The organism is Sorangium sp. So ce145, assembly GCF_051525985.1.
Classification (GTDB): domain Bacteria; phylum Myxococcota_A; class Polyangia; order Polyangiales; family Polyangiaceae; genus Sorangium; species Sorangium cellulosum_B.
Window position 1 is genome coordinate 9,821,858 of the sequence record NZ_CP150315.1, and the last position, 18,599, is coordinate 9,840,456.

At 67.8% G+C, this 18,599-nt stretch carries 1 protein-coding gene; it reads left to right on the plus strand.

The annotated features are described in order from the left end of the window. Window positions 1-770 precede the first annotated feature (770 nt). Window positions 771-18,509 carry a hypothetical protein gene (locus WMF34_RS36400; RefSeq protein WP_437990714.1) on the plus strand — a complete coding sequence of 5,913 codons (17,739 nt, stop codon included), beginning with the start codon at window positions 771-773 and terminating at the stop codon, window positions 18,507-18,509. Window positions 18,510-18,599 lie beyond the last annotated feature (90 nt).

Below are 18,599 nucleotides of genomic sequence, written 5' to 3' on the forward strand. Positions count from 1 at the left end.
AGCCCACCGTCAGGCCTCGCTCCACCGATGGCGGCCTCCCCAAGGCCCCCACACAGCCTCAGACCACCGAGCCCATCGTCAGGCCTCGCTCCGCCGACGGCGGCCTCCCCAAGGCCCCCACACAGCCTCAGACCACCGAGCCCATCGTCAGGCCTCGCTCCGCCGATGGCGGCCTCCCCAAGGGCTCCACACAGCCTCAGACCACCGAGCCCATCGTCAGGCCTCGCTCCGCCGATGGCGGCCTCCCCAAGGGCTCCTCACAGCCTCAGACCACCGAGCCCATCGTCAGGCCTCGCTCCGCCGATGGCGGCCTCCCCAAGGGCTCCTCACAGCCTCAGACCACCGAGCCCATCGTCAGGCCTCGCTCCGCCGATGGCGGCCTCCCCAAGGGCTCCTCACAGCCTCAGACCACCGAGCCCACCGTCAGGCCTCGCTCCGCCGATGGCGGCCTTCCCAAGGGCTCCTCACAGCCTCAGACCACCGAGCCCATCGTCAGGCCTCGCTCCGCCGATGGCGGCCTCCCCAAGGGCTCCTCACAGCCTCAGACCACCGAGCCCACCGTCAGGCCTCGCTCCGCCGATGGCGGCCTCCCCAAGGGCTCCACACAGCCTCAGACCACCGAGCCCACCGTCAGGCCTCGCTCCGCCGATGGCGGCCTCCCCAAGGCCCCCACACAGCCTGCCGACCAGCCATCTCCGGGCCTCGGGAAGGGTCCCCAAGGGAACACCAAGGCGACGGAGCCAGGAAGCACGGGTCCCAAGGGGGGCGAGGTGCCCGGAGGGACGCCCCCGAAGGAGACCGTCGCAAAGGACAGCACGTCAGCTCAGACCTCCCCCAAGACGGGCGAGACCGGCGCGAAGAGCGCCCCCGCCGGTAAACCCGCTTCCACCGCGGAGCCCACGCGCGCCAGTCCCTCCGACTCGAAGTCACAGCCCGCGGGGCAGGGCTCCCGGCAGCCGGGGACCGGCGGCTCGGGACCATCGCCGGGAAGCTCGTCCACCACGGCCGACCCGGCGCAGGACGGCAAGGTGACATGGATCGCGGACAAGGTCGTCGAGAAGTCCGAATGGAGGACTCATACGGGTAGAGGCAGCCGCAAGAAGGCGAAGCGAGGCCTCCCGAGCATCGCCGAGCAGCTGACCAGCGGCGGCTTCCCCACCCATCCCGCGCAGGCGAAGAAGGATCTCGGGAGGCGCTTCCCCGGGGGACCGCTGTTCAACGAAGCCGAGTGGAACGCCTTCGAGCAGCTCTCCTCGACCCCTCAGGGACAGCGCTGGCTCAACGCCTCCGGCATGCTCACGCTCGACCAGGTCAAGCGGTACCTGTCGGACGACAAGAAAGAGAATCGCGAGAGGTTCCGCGGCTTCCACCAGCTCCACAAGCCGAGCAAGGTCGTCCTCGCGAGCTACGTCTCGCGACAGAGGAACAGCGGCGAGGGCGGGCAACGCTTCGATGGCACCCCTCCAGCCGCGGTGGCCCTGTCGATGGAGGCGAGGCACGCGACCGACCCGGCGAGGCGGGGCGAGCTCAAGCAGGAGATCGATCGGGGCATCGCGGCAGAATGGGCCAAGACGCTCGAGCACACGGCGCCGAACGACGACGCGACCACGGCGATCGCGCTAGGCGCCGTGCCGAACCCGACGGGAAGCGGCACCCTCTCGAACGACGACGTCCTCGCCAGGCACAACCAGTCGATCGAGGTGCTCACGAACGTCTTTCACCTGCTCCAGGAAGGCGCCGAGATCTACGACGACAGCGCGAAGAGCCATGTCCCGCTCCGCGACGTCCCCGTCGCCAAGCTCCTCTCCCACGGCGGCCGGGTCAACATCCAGATCCCCGCGGGCACCCCCCCGTACGCGGTGACCGAGCTCCTCGGCATCACCGACGGGCACGGCAACCCGCAGGCCGGCGTGTTCCCGCGCGCCTTCGGGACGCACCACATCGCGCTCGGCAAGGGCAAATTCAAGGAGGAAGGAGGACACGTCGCCGCCATCAAGTCCAAGCTCGACGACACCGAGCTCTACGGCATGAACCTCGCCATCGGCGGCCTCGGCCTCAAGGACTTCAACGGCGACGTCATCCTGCCAGACGGCGCTCACGGCCACATCTTCATCGGCCACCGGCCGCCCAGGTCGGACAGGCCGGGCGCCCTCCAGATCGGCATCGAGACGACAGGGCCCAACGCGCCCAGCACCGTCGGCTACATCCACAACTGGCGCTCCACCGAGAAGACCGCCAACCCCATCTCCAGCGTCGGCGGCCTCAAGCAGGACAAGATCGGTGACGACCAGATCAAGAATGCTCGCACCGTCGACCTGGGCAAGCTCGGCGACGACTGGGCCGGGGTCCTCAAGGACCGAGCGGACAGGTTCGAGCGTGACCTGGCGGAGAGGGGCAGAGAGGCGATCGACGAGCTCGTCGGCCCGCGCGCCCTGCCGCCGGAAGGCATCGAGGACACCGATCGGCGTGCCTCCGAGCACCGGTCGGGAGGGCCCGATCGGGAGCCGCGGGACGGCGAGCCCCGCGATCCGCCCGGGGATCGGGCGTCATCACCGAAGGAAGATGCCCAGGACACCGAGCCGCGCGCCCCCGAGCAGCCGACGCGAGGGGCAGAGCAAGCCCCCAAGGACAACGAGCCGCGCGAGCTGCGCGGTGATGCCCCGGAGCAGAGGACAGCCAAGGCGACGGAGGCCTCGAGTCCTCAGGCGGGCGCTTTGCCGGCGCAGGGCGCCCAGGAAAAGGCGCCGGAGAGACCCGGCCAGCCACGGCCAGAGACGGCCCCGCAGCTGCCCGCGCGGCCCCCCGGGAACCCGGCCACGGCCATCACCACCGGGATGATCGCGCCGGCCGGCTCGCCCGCGGCCAGCGCACAGGGCTCCTTCGCAGCCTCCGCGACCCCGAACCCGGGGACTCTGCCGTGGCTCGATGACAGCAGCGACGAGGAGGACATCGAGAGCACCTCCGATCTGGTCGTGAACGCGCTCCCCGACGAGTACCTGCATGACTCGATGGTGACGTTCGACCCGGAGAACGTGCCGCGCCCCCTCGTGAGCCCCAGGCCATCGCAAGCGGCCATCGACAGCATCCTCGACCGCTGGAAGTTCGACGATAACGTCTCCTTCAAGGACGATCTCCGCACCGATGGGCTCACGTTACCGGGCGAGGACCCGGACATCGGCCCAGGGCCCTTCGAGAGCACCGTCTTCCCGGCCGGCATTGGAGTGCCCGTCACCTTGCCGCCGGAGCTCGTTGAGCTGCGCGTCGTGCTCACCATCGCCCATGAGCTCTCTCATGCCTACCAGTACGACACCTTCAAGCTCATCAACCTCGAAGGCAAAGAGGCCGAGTTCGATCGCCTGCCACCGAACGAGCGAGATCGGCATGAGACCGCGTTCGCACAGCAGAAGGCGGCGCTCGAGGTGCTGGGCTACCAGTCGGAGCTCGTCAATCTGGAGCGCTTCAGGAAGACGCTCAATCAGGACGAAGCCCGTGCCTACCACGATGGGCTGCAGGCCATGGAGGACCAGGCGAGGACCCGGCGGGACGAGCACTTCGAGCAGCTCACTCCGGAGCAGCAAGCCCTGTTCATCCAGGATGGAATCGAGGCCGTCCTCGATGACATCCAGCGTGGCGTCGACGAGGAGTTCTTCGGTAGCGATGCGCAGGACGCAGACGCGCAGGACTCGGAGAACGAGGACCAGAGCCGTGACGACGACGAGGATCACAGCGATACGAACTCAGACCCCGACGACCTGGAGGACCAGACTGACGACGACGGCTCCGAGGACGAGGACGACGACGAGGACGACGACGAGGACGACGACGAGGACGAGGACGACGACGAGGACGAGGACGACGACGAGGACGAGGACGACGACGAGGACGAGGACGACGACGAGGACGAGGACGACGACGAGGACGGAGGTCGCTTCGCGCCATCGCAAGGGCCCGAGCCCGGCCGCGAGGCCCCGCCTCTAGCGCCGTTGACGCCTGCAGGCGGACAGCAGGCCGGCGCGCGCGGCGGGTCCTCCGCGACGAACACCAGAACCGACGGGGACGGCAGGGGTGTCGAACAGCGGTCCGGGGCCCCCAAGGAGCTCGGGGTCGACCCGAGCGCCACGAAGCAGGGTGCCACTGTCACCGGAAGCCCCGCTCCATGGGACACCGGCTCTTCCACCACCACCGACGGCCTCGCGACCCAGAGCACCTCCACGACCGATGGCAAGGCCTCGATCGATGCGACGCTCAAGGCGCTGAACGAGAAAAGCGCCCAATGGTCTCATCCGGCCACCGACGACAACAAGCAGGAGGCCGCGGCGCTGCTCGGCGAGCTCATGCGAGCTCAGGGCGTGGATGAGTCGCTCATCGAGCGGCTCGCGGAGCTCATCGAAAACCCCGACTCCCTCTCCCAGTCCCAGTTCGCCATCTGCGCGCTGAACGGCGTGCTCCACTCGTTGCTCACCTCCGACCTGGGCGGGTTCGCGCGCGTGGTCGCGGCCGAGTTCTCCGGCAAGCTCTTCGACCGCGAAGGCAAGCTGCTCGCCGACTTCTCGCTGCCCGCGCAGGGCGAAGACGGCGCTGCCACGAGCCCGAAGATCGCCGATCCCATCCAGCGTGCCATCCGCGGCGAGATCCCGCTGGACCAGGCACCCATCGGCAACAAGCTGCTCCAGAACGGCATGAAGAAGGCCGGGGCCAAGCGCGCCGACGTCGAGCGCAAGGGGGGCGCCCTCTCCGACAAGCACGTCCTCGATTACCTCCTCGCCCGGGGCATGGGCAAGATGCTCAGCAAGCTCGCCCCGGACCAATACAAGGCCGACGCCGAGAACACCGCCCAGGCCATCCCCGGCTACCTCGACAAGGCAGCCACGAGGCCCGAAGGCGCCGCCGGTCCGTCCAAGAAGCACGGCGATCTGCTGCTGTCGGCGAACTCGCTGGTGACGCTCTTCAACGGCATCCTGGGCGGCGACGCCCGGACCATGGTCGCCGGTGACGGCTACGACGTCGACCGAATCAACGACGTGCTCTCGCGGCCCGACCAGGCCCCGTTCGCCCTGGCCACGGTCCTCGACGGCAAGGCGCTCGCCGAACGTGCGAAGGAGTTCGCGAAGGATCCAGCGAAGTCCAGGCCGTTCGACGACGCGGGCACGTTCGACGCGTCGAGCACGCACCAGGTCGTCATCAACGGCAAGATCACGGACAACGGCACGCACTACACCGTGCCCATCTATTCCTGGGGGCAGACCTTCTCCGTCGACGTGAAGAAGGAGGTCATGCCGAAGCTCTTCACCGTCGTTACCTACGGCTCGTTCGCCACGGCGCCAGGGCAGGCGCAGGCGCCCGCCACGTCCGGTTCAGCCCAGGACCAGGCCGCGAACGTCACCGGAATGCTGCCCGACGAGACCCCCGCGCCCTCCAGCGGGAGGAAGCGGACAGCCGCGCAGACGCACAGCGACGACGAGCAAGACGCTCCGGCGAGCTCCAAGAGAGCGAAGAATGCGGGGCAGCCCTCCTCTTCGTCGCCGGCGGCGCAGCCGGCGCCGAGGAGCGGCACAGGCCTCCTGGCGTTCCGGCACATCGACGCGCTCCAGGGCTTGATGCGCGACATGTCGAATACGACCCCGGAAGCGCAGACGATGCGGGGGATCCCCGGCGGAGGGGCGTTCACCAGCAAGCGCGGCGAAGACGGCGAGCTGCGCGCCGATCTGCGTCCGGACGAGGTTACCACCCTTCGCCAGAAGGTCGACGACTTCTCCCGCGTCGCTCAGGACCTGCTCACAAGGACCCAGGACCTGCCGCAACAGGATCTGACCCTCTACAGGGTCATCAACGATCTCGACACCAGCTCGCTGAGCGAGGGCGACACGATCGACGAGATCCTCCCGAGCTCGACCTCATGGACCTCCGATCTGGCCCTGGATCAATGGGTCAAGGACGGCGGGCTCGTCATGAAGATCAACACCACGAGCCATTACCCGACGGTCATGTTCTCCTACCCCGACCAGCAGCGGGGCGTGGACCCGATCGCCTACAATCAGGATCAGAAAGAGGTCCTCCTGGTGCCTTCGCGCATGACCATCACCAAGGTCACCCCGCGAGAGCACAACGGCAAGCATTTCCACGAGGTCGAGGTGACGCCCGCACAGCTCGAGTCCGACGAGCTCGACGCCGTGTTCGAGAGAGCCTCCGAGCGCATCAAGGAGAAGCAGAACGCCAAGCCGAAGGAGAAGCACTTCGAGTTCGAAGAACAATCGGCCATCGCCGCGCAATTCGGCGATACCGTGGCCGACGAGATCTTCGGCTACGTCGACAAGCTCCCCGACCGCAGCGAGCGGGAGATCGTGGTTCGCGACAAGGACGGTACCCCCTGGCGGATCGCCTCCGCGGACAGCATGTTCGGTATCGACCTGGAGGAGAAGAAGGCGACGCCCGCGGGGCGCCCCGTGGACCCCACGGCCATCACCACCGGCATGCAGGCGCCAGCGCCCGCCGCGTCCGGTTCAGCCCAGGACCAGGCCGCGAGCGCCACCGGAATGCCGCCCGATGAGACCCCCGCGCCCTCCAGCGCGAGGAAGCGGACAGCCGCGCAGGCGCAGAGCGAAGACGAGCAAGACGCCCCGGCGAGCTCCAAGAGAGCGAAGAATGCGGGGCAGCCCTCCTCTTCGTCTTCGTCGCAGACGGCTCAGCCCGCGCCGGGGAGGGCCCTGGCGTCCCGGCACATGGACGCGCTCCAGGGCTTGATGCGCGACATGTCCAACACCAGCCCTCAAGCGCAGACGATGCGCGGGATCCCCGGCGGAGGGGCGTTTACCAGCAAGCGCGGCACGGACGGCGAGCTCAGCACCGATCTGCGCCCGGACGAGCTGGACACCCTTCGCCAGAAGGTTGACGACTTCTCGAGCGTCGCTCGGGACCTGCTCGCACGCACCCAGGACCTGCCTCAAGAGGATCTGACCTTCTACCGGGTCATCAACGGTCTCGACACCAGCTCTCTGGTCGAGGGCGGCACGCTCGACGAGCTCCTCCCGAGCTCGACCTCATGGACTCCCGATCTGGCCCTGAATCAATGGGTCCAGGACGGCGGGCTCCTGATGAAGATCAACACCACGAGCAAATACCCGACCGTGATGTTCTCCTACCCCGACCAGCAGCGGGGCAAAGAGCCGATCGCCTACAACCAGGCGCAGAAGGAGGTCCTCCTGGTGCCCTCGCGCATGACCATCACCAAGGTCACCCCGCGGGAGCACAACGGCAAGAGCTTCCTCGAGGTCGAGGTGACGCCCAGAGAGCTCAAGCCGAGCGAGCTCGACGACGTGTTCCAGAGAGCGTCCCAGCGCATCGAGGAGAAGCTGAACGCGAAGCCGAAAGAGGTGTCCTTCGAGGTCGAACAACGACCGGAGATCGTCGCGCAGTTCGGCGAAATTGTAGCCGACGAGATCCTGGGTTACGTCGGCAAGCTTCCCGACCCCAGCGAGCGGGAGATCGTGGTTCGCGACAAGGACGACACCCGTTGGCGGATCGTCTCGGCGGACGAGCGGTTCGGTATCGACCTTCAGGAGAAGGCGACACCCGCTGACATCGCCGGGAGCAGCGCCGCTGCGATGACCGGGGCCCCGGCGCCCAGCCCGGCCCGACCGCCCGCCCAAGGCGACGGCGCCTCAACGGACCATGCAGGCGCGCTGGCGACCGTCACCGGAATGGCGCCCATCCAGGACCCCGCGCCCGCCAGCGCGAGGAAGCGGACAGCCGCGCAGGCGCAGAGCGACGACGAGCAAGACGCTCCAGCGAGCTCCAAGAGAGCGAAGAATGCGGGGGAGCCATCCTCTTCCTCTTCTTCGCCGCAGCAGGTGCCGCCCGCGCCGGGCAGGGCCCTGGCGTCCCGGCACATGGACGCGCTCCAGGGCTTGATGCGCGACATGTCCAACACCAGCCCTCAAGCGCAGACGATGCGGGGGATCCCCGGCGGAGGAGCGTTTACCAGCAAGCGCGGCACGGACGGCGAGCTGAGCACCGATCTGCGCCCGGACGAGCTGGACACCCTTCGCCAGAAGGTCGACGACTTCTCGAGCGTCGCTCGGGACCTGCTCGCACGCACCCAGGACCTGCCTCAAGAGGATCTGACCTTCTACAGGGTCATCAACGATCTCGACACCAGCTCGCTGGTCGAGGGCGGCACGCTCGACGAGATCCTCCCGAGCTCGACCTCATGGACCTCCGATCTGGCCCTGAATCAATGGGTCCAGGACGGTGGGCTCTTGATGAAGATCAACACCACGAGCCATTACCCGACCGTGATGTTCTCCTACCCCGACCAGCAGCGGGGCAAAGAGCCGATCGCCTACAACCAGGCGCAGAAGGAGGTCCTCCTGGTGCCCTCGCGCATGACCATCACCAAGGTCACCCCGCGGGAGCACAACGGCAAGAGCTTCCTCGAGGTCGAGGTGACGCCCAGAGAGCTCAAATCGAGCGAGCTCGACGACGTGTTCCAGAGAGCGTCCCAGCGCATCGAGGAGAAGCTGAACGCGAAGCCGAAAGAGGTGTCCTTCGAGGTCGAACAACGACCGGAGATCGTCCAGCAATTCGGCGAAACCGTGGCCGACGAGATCCTCGGTTACGTCGGCAAGCTCCCCGACCCAAGCGAGCGGGAGATCGTGGTTCGCGACGAGGAGGGTACCCTCTGGCGGATCGTCGACGCGGACAAGCGGTTCGGTATCGACCTTCAGGAGAAGAAGGCGACGCCCGCTGACGTCGCCGAGAGCAGCGCCGAGGCGATGACCGGGGCCCCGGCGCCCAGCGCGGTCCACGCGGACGCCCAGGGCGACGGCGCCTCCACGGACCATGCAGGCGCGCTGGCGAACGTCACCGGAATGGCGCCCATCCAGGACCCCGCGCCCGCCAGCGCGAGGAAGCGGACAGCCCAGCAGGCACACAGCGACGAGGAGCAGGACGCCCCGGCGAGCTCCAAGAGAGCGAAGAATGCGGGCGAGCAATCCTCCTCGTCTTCGTCGCAGCAGGCGCCGCCCACGCCGGGGAGAGCCCTGGCGTCCCGGCACATGGACGCGCTCCATGGCCTGATGCGCGACATGTCCAACACCAGCCCTCAAGCGCAGACGATGCGGGGGATCCCCGGAGGCGGTGCGTTCACCAGCAAGCGCGGCACCGACGGCGAGCTCAGCACCGATCTGCGCCCGGACGAGCTGGACACCCTTCGCCAGAAGGTCGACGACTTCTCGAGCGTCGCTCGGGACCTGCTCACACGTACCCGAGACCTGCCGCAACAGGATCTGACCTTCTACAGGGTCATCAACGATCTCGACACCAGCTCGCTGGTCGAGGGCGGCACGCTCGACGAGATCCTCCCGAGCTCGACCTCATGGACCTCCGATCTGGCCCTGGATCAATGGGTCAAGGACGGCGGGCTCGTCATGAAGATCAACACCACGAGCCATTACCCGACGGTCATGTTCTCCTACCCCGACCAGCAGCGGCCCGGGGACGCGATCGCCTACAACCAGGCGCAGAAAGAGGTCCTCCTGGTGCCCTCGCGCATGACCATCACCAAGGTCACCCCGCGGGAGCACAACGGCAAGAGCTTCCTCGAGGTCGAGGTGACGCCCAGAGAGCTCAAGCCGAGCGAGCTCGACGACGTGTTCCAGAGAGCGTCCCAGCGCATCGAGGAGAAGCTGAACGCGAAGCCGCAGGTGAAGAGCTTCGATGCCGATGATCGAGCGGCCATCGCCAGGCAATTCGGCGATACCGTGGCTGACGAGATCCTTGGTCACGTCGACAAGCTCCCCGACCGCAGCGAGCGGGAGATCGTGGTTCGCGACAAGGACGGTACCCCCTGGCGGATCGCCTCCGCGGACAGCATGTTCGGTATCGACCTGGAGGAGAAGAAGGCGACCCCCGCGGACGCCGCCGGGAGCAGCGCCGAGGCGGTGACCGGAGCCTCGCCCGGGCGCCCAGCGACAGCGCTCGGCAGGCAGGCGACAGGCCAGACGCCGAACGGTCCCGCTCCAGGCCAACCCCGCGCTTCCACCACCAAAGACGGCCTCGCCGCGACCCAGCGCCGGCCGGCGGCCGACGGTAACGCCTCGATCGATGCCGCGCTCAAGGCGTTGAACGAGAAGAGCGCCCAATGGTCTCATCCAGCCACGGGCGCAAACAAGCAGGAGGCCAAGAGGCTCCTTGGCGACCTCATGCGCTCTCAGGGCGTCGATGAGGCGCTCGTCGAGCGGCTCGCGGAGCTCATCGACAACCCCAGCTCCCTCTCCCAGTCCCAGTTCGCCATCTGCGCGCTGAACAGCGCCCTCCACACGCTGCTCACCTCCGACCTGGGCGGGTTCGCGCGCGTGGTCGCGGCCGAGTTCACGGGCAAGCTCTTCGATCGCCAGGGGGGCCTGCTCGCGGACTTCTCGCTGCCAGCGCAGGGCGAAAACGGCGCCGCCATCGGCGCGCAGGTCGCCGATCCCATCCGCCGTGTCCTCCGGGGCGAGCTCCCGGTGCAGAACGCCGGGCTCGGCAACAAGCTGCTCCTCAACGGAATCAAGAAGGCGAAGGCCGGATCCGCCGACCGCGAGCGCAAAGGCAGCGCCTTCTCCGACGAGCACGTCCTCGATTACCTCCTCGCCCGGGGCATGGGCAAGATGCTCAGCAAGCTCGCCCCGGAGCAATACAAGGACGATGCCGAGAATGCCGCCGGCGCCATCCCCAGCTACCTCGACAAGACGACGCCGAGGGCCAAGGACGCGACCGATCCGTCCAAGAAGCACGGCGATCTGCTGCTGTCACCCAAGTCGCTGGTGACGCTCTTCAACAAGATCCTCGGCGGCGACGCCAAGACCATGGTCGCCGGGGCCGGCTACGACGTGGGCCGCATCAATGACGTCCTCGCGAGGCCCGACCAGGCGCCGTTCGCCCTGGCGACCATCCTCGACGGCAAGGCGCTCGCCGAGCGTGCCAAGGAGTTCGCGAAGGACCCCACGAAGCTCAGGCCGTTCGAGGATGCGCGCGCGATCGACACGTCGAGCACGCACCAGGTCGTCATCAACGGCAAGATCACCGAGGAGGGCGATCATTATGTCGTGCCCCTCCACACCTGGCAGCAGAGCTTCTCCATCAAGGTGAAGAAGGACGTCTTGCCGTCGCTCTTGCCGGTCTTCACGTACGGGACCTATCTCCCATCGCAAGCGCCGGCCGCGAACGACCCCGCCCGGAGCCAGGCACCGGTGCCCGCCGCATCCGGTACAGCCCAGGACCTGGCCGCGAACGTCGCCGGAATGCTGCCCGATGAGACCCCCGCGCCTTCCAGCGCGAGGAAGCGGACAGCCGCGCAGGCGCAGAGCGAAGATGCGCAAGACGCCCCGGCGAGCTCCAAGAGAGCGAGGAATGCGGGGGAGCCCTCCTCTTCGTCTTCGTCGCAGCAGGCGCCGCCCGCGCCGGGCAGGGCCCTGGCGTCCCGGCACATGGACGCGCTCCAGGGCTTGATGCGCGACATGTCCAACACCAGCCCTCAAGCGCGGACGATGCGCGGGATCCCCGGAGGCGGCGCGTTCACCAGCAAGCGCGGCACGGACGGCGAGCTCAGCACCGATCTGCGCCCGGACGAGCTGGACACCCTTCGCCAGAAGGTCGACGATTTCTCGAGCGTCGCTCGGGACCTGCTCACACGCACCCAGGACCTGCCTCGAGAGGATCTGACCTTCTACAGGGTCATCAACGGTCTCGACACCAGCTCGCTGGTCGAGGGCGGCACGCTCGACGAGCTCCTTCCGAGCTCGACCTCATGGACTCCCGATCTGGCCCTGAATCAATGGGTCCAGGACGGCGGGCTCCTGATGAAGATCAACACCACGAGCCATTACCCTACCGTCATGTTCTCCTACCCCGACCAGCAGCGGGAGAGAGAGCCGATCGCCTACAATCAGGACCAGAAGGAGGTCCTCCTTGTGCCCTCGCGCATGACCATCACCAAGGTCACCCCGCGGGAGCACAACGGCAAGCGCTTCCTCGAGGTCGAGGTGACGCCCAGAGAGCTCAAATCGAGCGAGCTCGACGATGTGTTCCAGAGAGCGTCCCAGGGCATCGAGGAGAGGCTGAGCGCGAAGCCGCAGGTGAAGAGCTTCGACGCCGAGGATCGAGCGGCCATCGCCGAGCAATTCGGCGATACCGTGGCTGACGAGATCCTTCGTTACGTGGACGAGCTCCCCGACCGCAGCGAGCGGGAGATCGTGGTTCGCGACAAGGACGGCACCCCCTGGCGGATCGCCTCCGCGGACAGCATGTTCGGTATCAACCTGGAGGAGAAGAAGGCGACGCCCGCGGGGCGCCCGGTGGACCCCGCGGCCATCACCACGGGGATGCAGGCGCCAGCGCCCGCCGCGTCCGGTTCAGCCCAGGATCAGACCGCGAGCGCCACCGGAATGCCGCCCGACGAGACCCCCGCGCCCTCCAGCGCGAGGAAGCGGACAGCCGCGCAGGCGCAGAGCGAAGACGAGCAAGACGCCCCGGCGAGCTCCAAGAGAGCGAAGAATGCGGGGCAGCCCTCCTCTTCGTCGCAGGCGGCTCAGCCGGCGCCGAGGAGCGGCGCCGGCCTCCTGGCGTCCCGGCACATCGACGCGCTCCAGGGCTTGATGCGCGACATGTCCAACACCAGCCCTCAAGCGCAGACGATGCGCGGGATCCCCGGAGGCGGCGCGTTCACCAGCAAGCGCGGCGAAGACGGCGAGCTCAGCACCGATCTGCGCCCGGACGAGCTTACCACCCTTCGCCAGAAGGTCGACGACTTCTCGAGCGTCGCTCGGGACCTGCTCACAAGGACCCAGGACCTGCCCCGAGAGAATCTGACCCTCTACAGGGTTATCAACGATCTCGACACCAGCTCGCTGGTCGAGGGCGGCACGCTCGATGAGCTCCTCCCGAGCTCGACCTCGTGGACCCCCGATCTGGCCCTGGATCAATGGGTCAGGGACGGCGGGCTCCTGATGAAGATCAACACCACGAGCCATTACCCGACGGTCATGTTCTCCTACCCCGACCAGCAGCGGGACGGAGAGCCGATCGCCTACAACCAGGGCCAGAAAGAGGTCCTGCTGGTGCCTTCGCGCATGACGATCACCAGGGTCACCGACCGGGAGCACAACGGCAAGCGCTTCCGCGAGGTCGAGGTGACGCCCACACAGATCCCGCCGCGCGAGCTCGACGCCGTGTTCGAAAGGGCCTCCGAGCGCATCGAGGAGAAGCAGAACAGCAAGCCGAAGGAGAAGCACTTCGAGCTCGACGAACAATCGGACATCGCCGCGCAATTCGGCGATATCGTGACCGACGAGATCCTTCGTCACGTCGACAAGCTCCCCGACCCCAGCGAGCGGGAGATCGTGGTTCGCGACAAGGCGGGTACCCGCTGGCGGCTCGTCTCCGCGGACAGCATGTTCGGTATCGACCTCCAGGAGAAGAAGGCGACGCCGGCGGACGTGCCGACAGGGTACAATCCAGCTCTGGACGGCGAGGACGATGCGGGCGACCTGCAGCCCCCCGCGCCCTCCAGCGCGAGGAAGCGGACAGCCGCGCAGGCGCACAGCGACGACGAGCAAGACGCCCCTGCGAGCTCCAAGAGAGCGAAGAACTCGGGGCAGCCCTCCTCTTCGTCGCAGGCGGCTCAGTCCCCGCCCGAGAGGAGCGGCACCGGCCTCCTGGCGTCCCGGCACATCAAGGCGCTCCACGACTTGATGCAGATGTCGGACACGAGCCCTGAAGGGCTGACGATGCGCGGGATCACCGGCGGAGGGGCGTTCACGAGCAAGCGCGGCGAAGACGGCGAGCTGAGCGCCGACCTGCGCCGGGACGAGCTGGACACGCTTCGATCCAAGGTCGACGATTTCTCCCGCGTCGCTCAGGACCTGCTCACAAGGACCCAGGACCTGCCCCGAGAGGATCTGACCCTCTACAGGGTCATCAACGATCTCGACACCAGCTCGTTGAGCGAGGGCGGCACGCTCGACGAGATCCTCCCGAGCTCGACGTCATGGACCTCCGAGCTCGCCCTGGATCAATGGGTCAAGGACGGCGGGCTCGTCATGAAGATCAACACCACGAGCCATTACCCGACGGTCATGTTCTCCTACCCCGACGAGCAGCAGGACAAGGACCCGATCCCCTACAATCAGGCGCAGAAAGAGGTCCTTTTGGTGCCGTCGCGCATGACCATCACCAGGGTCACCGACCGGGAGCACAAGGGCAAGCGCTTCCGCGAGATCGAGGTGACGCCCACACGGCTCCCGAAGGACGAGCTCGACGCCGCGTTCGAGAGAGCCTCCGAGCGCATCAAGGAGAAGCAGCACACCAAGCCGAAAGAGGTGTCCTTCGAAGTCGACCAACGACCGAAAATCGTCGAGCAATTCGGCGAAACCGTGGCCGACGAGATCCTTGGTCACGTCGACAATCTCCCCTACTCCGAGGAGATCGTGGTTCGCGACAAGGCGGGTACCCCCTGGCGGATCGTCTCCGCGGACAGCGGGTTCGGTATCGACCTCCAGGAGAAGAAGGCGGCGCCGGCAGACGCCGCTGGCAGCGCCGATACGGTGACCGGGGCCCCGGGGCCCAGCTGGACTCACGCGCCCCCCCAGGTCGACGGCGCCGCCACCACCAAGCAGCTCGGAAGCGCTCCGAGCACCGCGAATCAGGGTGCCGCTCTCACCGGAGGCGTAGCTCCAGGCAAAACCGCCGCTTCCACGGCCACCGACGGCCTCGCTGCGACAGGCAGCTCCCCCACGACCGACGGCAAGACATCGATCGATGCGCTGCTCAAGGAGCTGAACGAGAAGAGCGCCCAATGGTCTCATCCGGCCACGGACGAGGACAAGCAGGAGGCCGCGGCGCTGCTCGGCGAGCTCATGCGAGCTCAGGGCGTGGATGAGTCGCTCATCGAGCGGCTCGCGGAGCTCATCGAAAACCCCGACTCCCTCTCCCAGTCCCAGTTCGCCATCTGCGCGCTGAACGGCGTGCTCCACGCGCTGCTCACCTCCGACCTGGGCGGGTTCGCGCGCGTGGTCGCGGCCGAGTTCTCCGGCAAGCTCTTCGACCGCGAAGGCAAGCTGCTCGCCGACTTCTCGCTGCCCGCGCAGGGCGAAGACGGCGCTGCCACGAGCCCGAAGATCGCCGATCCCATCCAGCGTGCCATCCGCGGCGAGATCCCGCTGGACCAGGCCCCCATCGGCAACAAGCTGCTCCAGAACGGCATCAAGAAGGCCGGGGCCAAGCGCGCTGACCTCAAGCGCAAGGGCGGCGCCCTCTCCGACAAGCACGTCCTCGATTACCTCCTCGCCCGGGGCATGGGCAAGATGCTCAGCAAGCTCGCCCCGGAGCAATACAAGGCCGACGCCGAGAACACCGCCAGCGCCATCCCCGGCTACCTCGACAAGGCAGCCACGAGGCCCAAGGACGCCACCGGTCCGTCCAAGAAGCGCGGCGATCTGCTGCTGTCGGCCAATTCGCTGGTGACGCTCTTCAACGGCATCCTGGGCGGCGACGCCCGGACCATGGTCGCCGGCGACGGCTACGACGTGAGCCGCATCAACGACGTGCTCTCGCGGGCCGACCAGGCCCCGTTCGCCCTGGCCACGGTCCTCGACGGCAAGGCGCTCGCCGAACGTGCGAAGGAGTTCGCGAAGGATCCGGCGAAGTCCAGGCCGTTCGACGACGCGGGCGCGTTCGACGCGTCGAGCACGCACCAGGTCGTCATCAACGGCAAGATCACGGACAACGGCACGCACTACACCGTACCCATCTATTCCTGGGGGCAGACCTTCTCCGTCGACGTGAAGAAGGAGGTCATGCCGAAGCTCTTCACCGTCGTTACCTACGGCTCGTTCGCCACGGCGCCAGGGCAGGCGCAGGCGCCCGCCACGTCCGGTTCAGCCCAGGACCAGGCCGCGAGCGTCACCGGAATGCTGCCCGACGAGACCCCCGCGCCCTCCAGCGGGAGGAAGCGGACAGCCGCGCAGACGCACAGCGACGACGAGCAAGACGCTCCGGCGAGCTCCAAGAGAGCCAAGAATTCGGAGCAGCCCTCCTCGTCGTCGCAGGCGGCGCAGCCGGCGCCGAGGAGCGGCACCGGCCTCCTGGCGTTCCGGCACATCGACGCGCTCCAGGGCTTGATGCGCGACATGTCGAATACGACCCCGGAAGCGCAGACGATGCGCGGGATCCCCGGCGGAGGGGCGTTCACCAGCAAGCGCGGCGAAGACGGCGAGCTGCGCGCCGATCTGCGTCCGGACGAGCTTACCACCCTTCGCCAGAAGGTCGACGACTTCTCCCGCGTCGCTCAGGACCTGCTCACAAGGACCCAGGACCTGCCGCAACAGGATCTGACCCTCTACAGGGTCATCAACGATCTCGACACCCGCTCGCTGAGCCAGGGCGACACGATCGACGAGATCCTCCCGAGCTCGACCTCATGGACCTCCGATCTGGCCCTGGATCAATGGGTCAAGGACGGCGGGCTCGTCATGAAGATCAACACCACGAGCCATTACCCGACGGTCATGTTCTCCTACCCCGACCAGCAGCGGAACGGAGAGACGATCGCCTACAACCAGGACCAGAAAGAGGTCCTCCTGGTGCCTTCGCGCATGACCATCACCAAGGTCACCCCGCGAGAGCACAACGGCAAGCATTTCCACGAGGTCGAGGTGACGCCCGCACAGCTCGAGTCCGACGAGCTCGACGCCGTGTTCGAGAGAGCCTCCGAGCGCATCAGGGAGAAGCAGAACGCCAAGCCGAAGGAGAAGCACTTCGAGTTCGAAGAACAATCGGCCATCGCCGCGCAATTCGGCGATACCGTGGCCGACGAGATCTTCGGCTACGTCGACAAGCTCCCCGACCGCAGCGAGCGGGAGATCGTGGTTCGCGACAAGGACGGTACCCCCTGGCGGATCGCCTCCGCGGACAGCATGTTCGGTATCGACCTGGAGGAGAAGAAGGCGGCGCCGGCAGACGCCGCTGGCAGCGGCGATACGGTGACCGCGGAGACCGGCACCCCGACAGCTGCGAGCGCAGCGAGCCCGAGCGCCATCACCACCGGCTTCACCCCCGCCGCGAGCGTCTCACGGAACGCCCCGGAGGACATGCTGGCAGGGTACAACGCCTCGAACAGCCGCGATCACGCAGCCGCCCCGACCACCGCCACGATGTCCGGCAGCCCTTCCGGCGCCGGGCAAGCCGCGCAGCCCCAGGGAAGCCCCGTCGAGGATCTGATCCGCACGATCGAGGAGCGGAGCAGCACATGGCCTCGCCCGGCAGACGGCGAGCACAGGGAGGAGGCCGCCCAGCTTTTGAGCCAGCTGCTCCAGGCGCAGGGCGTGAGGAGCTCGATCGTCGAACGGTTGAGCACCCTCATCAAGCACCCTGCCTCGCTGTCGCAATCGGCGTTCACCAACTGCGCGCTGCACAGCGTCCTTTACACGACGCTCAAGAACGACCTCGCCACGGCATCGCACCTGGTCGTCGCGCTCTTCACCGGCAGGCCGCTCGGCCGGCTCGCGGGCGCGCCCGGCGCTGGCGCCTTCGGACAGCAAGGCTCGCGCTCTCGGGCGCTCAGCCACGGCCTGGAGCTCCTCCTGAGCCAGATGAAGGGAGACGTCCTGCCAGCGCACGGGCCGACTCCGAACAGACCGCTCCTCAACGGCCTCAAGACCGCCAAGGCCAAGCGCGACCGCCTGAAGGGGCAAGGCGCAGCCACCCAGGAGCTCGACGGCCACCTCTTCGACCACCTGCTCGCCCGCGGCCTCGTCGAGCTGCTCGGGGGGACGGCCGTCGCGGCGCTCGAGAAGCAGACCGACGGCGCCAAGGAGCCCGGCGTCGCCGCGGCGCAAGGCGATCTGCTGGTCTCGGCGAGATCGACCGCGCCCCTCATGAACGATGCGCTCGGCGCGGACGCGAAGATCATGACCAGCGGCTCCCCCGGCGAGCAGACGATCCGCAAGACGACGAAGATCCGGGTCGAGGTCCTGTCGGCCGAGCAGATCCGGAGAGAGTTCGGCCGTGAAGAGCTCTTCTCGGGTCCGCCGTCCCCGGTGAGCCCCGGCGCGGAGGGGCCCACGGCTGCACGCACGAATCCGGCGGACGTGGGCGCTGGGTACCGGCCTCAGGACGCCGCGAGCGGCAGGAGCGACGGGGCACAGACCGCGACCACCGCTTCCACGACGAGCGTCGAGAGCTCGCGGGAAGACAGCGCAATCCGCGAGGCGCCGGCCCCGCAAGCGACCGGCGCGCCGGCTGCTCTCGACGCGGGGCCCATCCCCGCGCCGATCGACGCCCTGGTGAAGACGCTCGTCGCGAAGAGCGCCGAGTGGTCCTCTCCGCGCACGCAGGCGGACAAGCAGGAGGCCATCGCGCTCGTGACCGAGCTCCTGCAACAGCTCGGCATGGACGCCCGGGTCGTCGACAGGGCGGGCGAGCAGGGCAAGGACACGCCTGATTCCGAGCACTCCGCCTGCACGTGCGTCCGTTAGGCCAGCGCCCGCGTCAGCCGCGCTCCGCGGGCGCGCTCCGCCGGCCTCCTCGCCAGGGCGCGGCTCGGCCGCTTCAGGCGAGCGCGATCC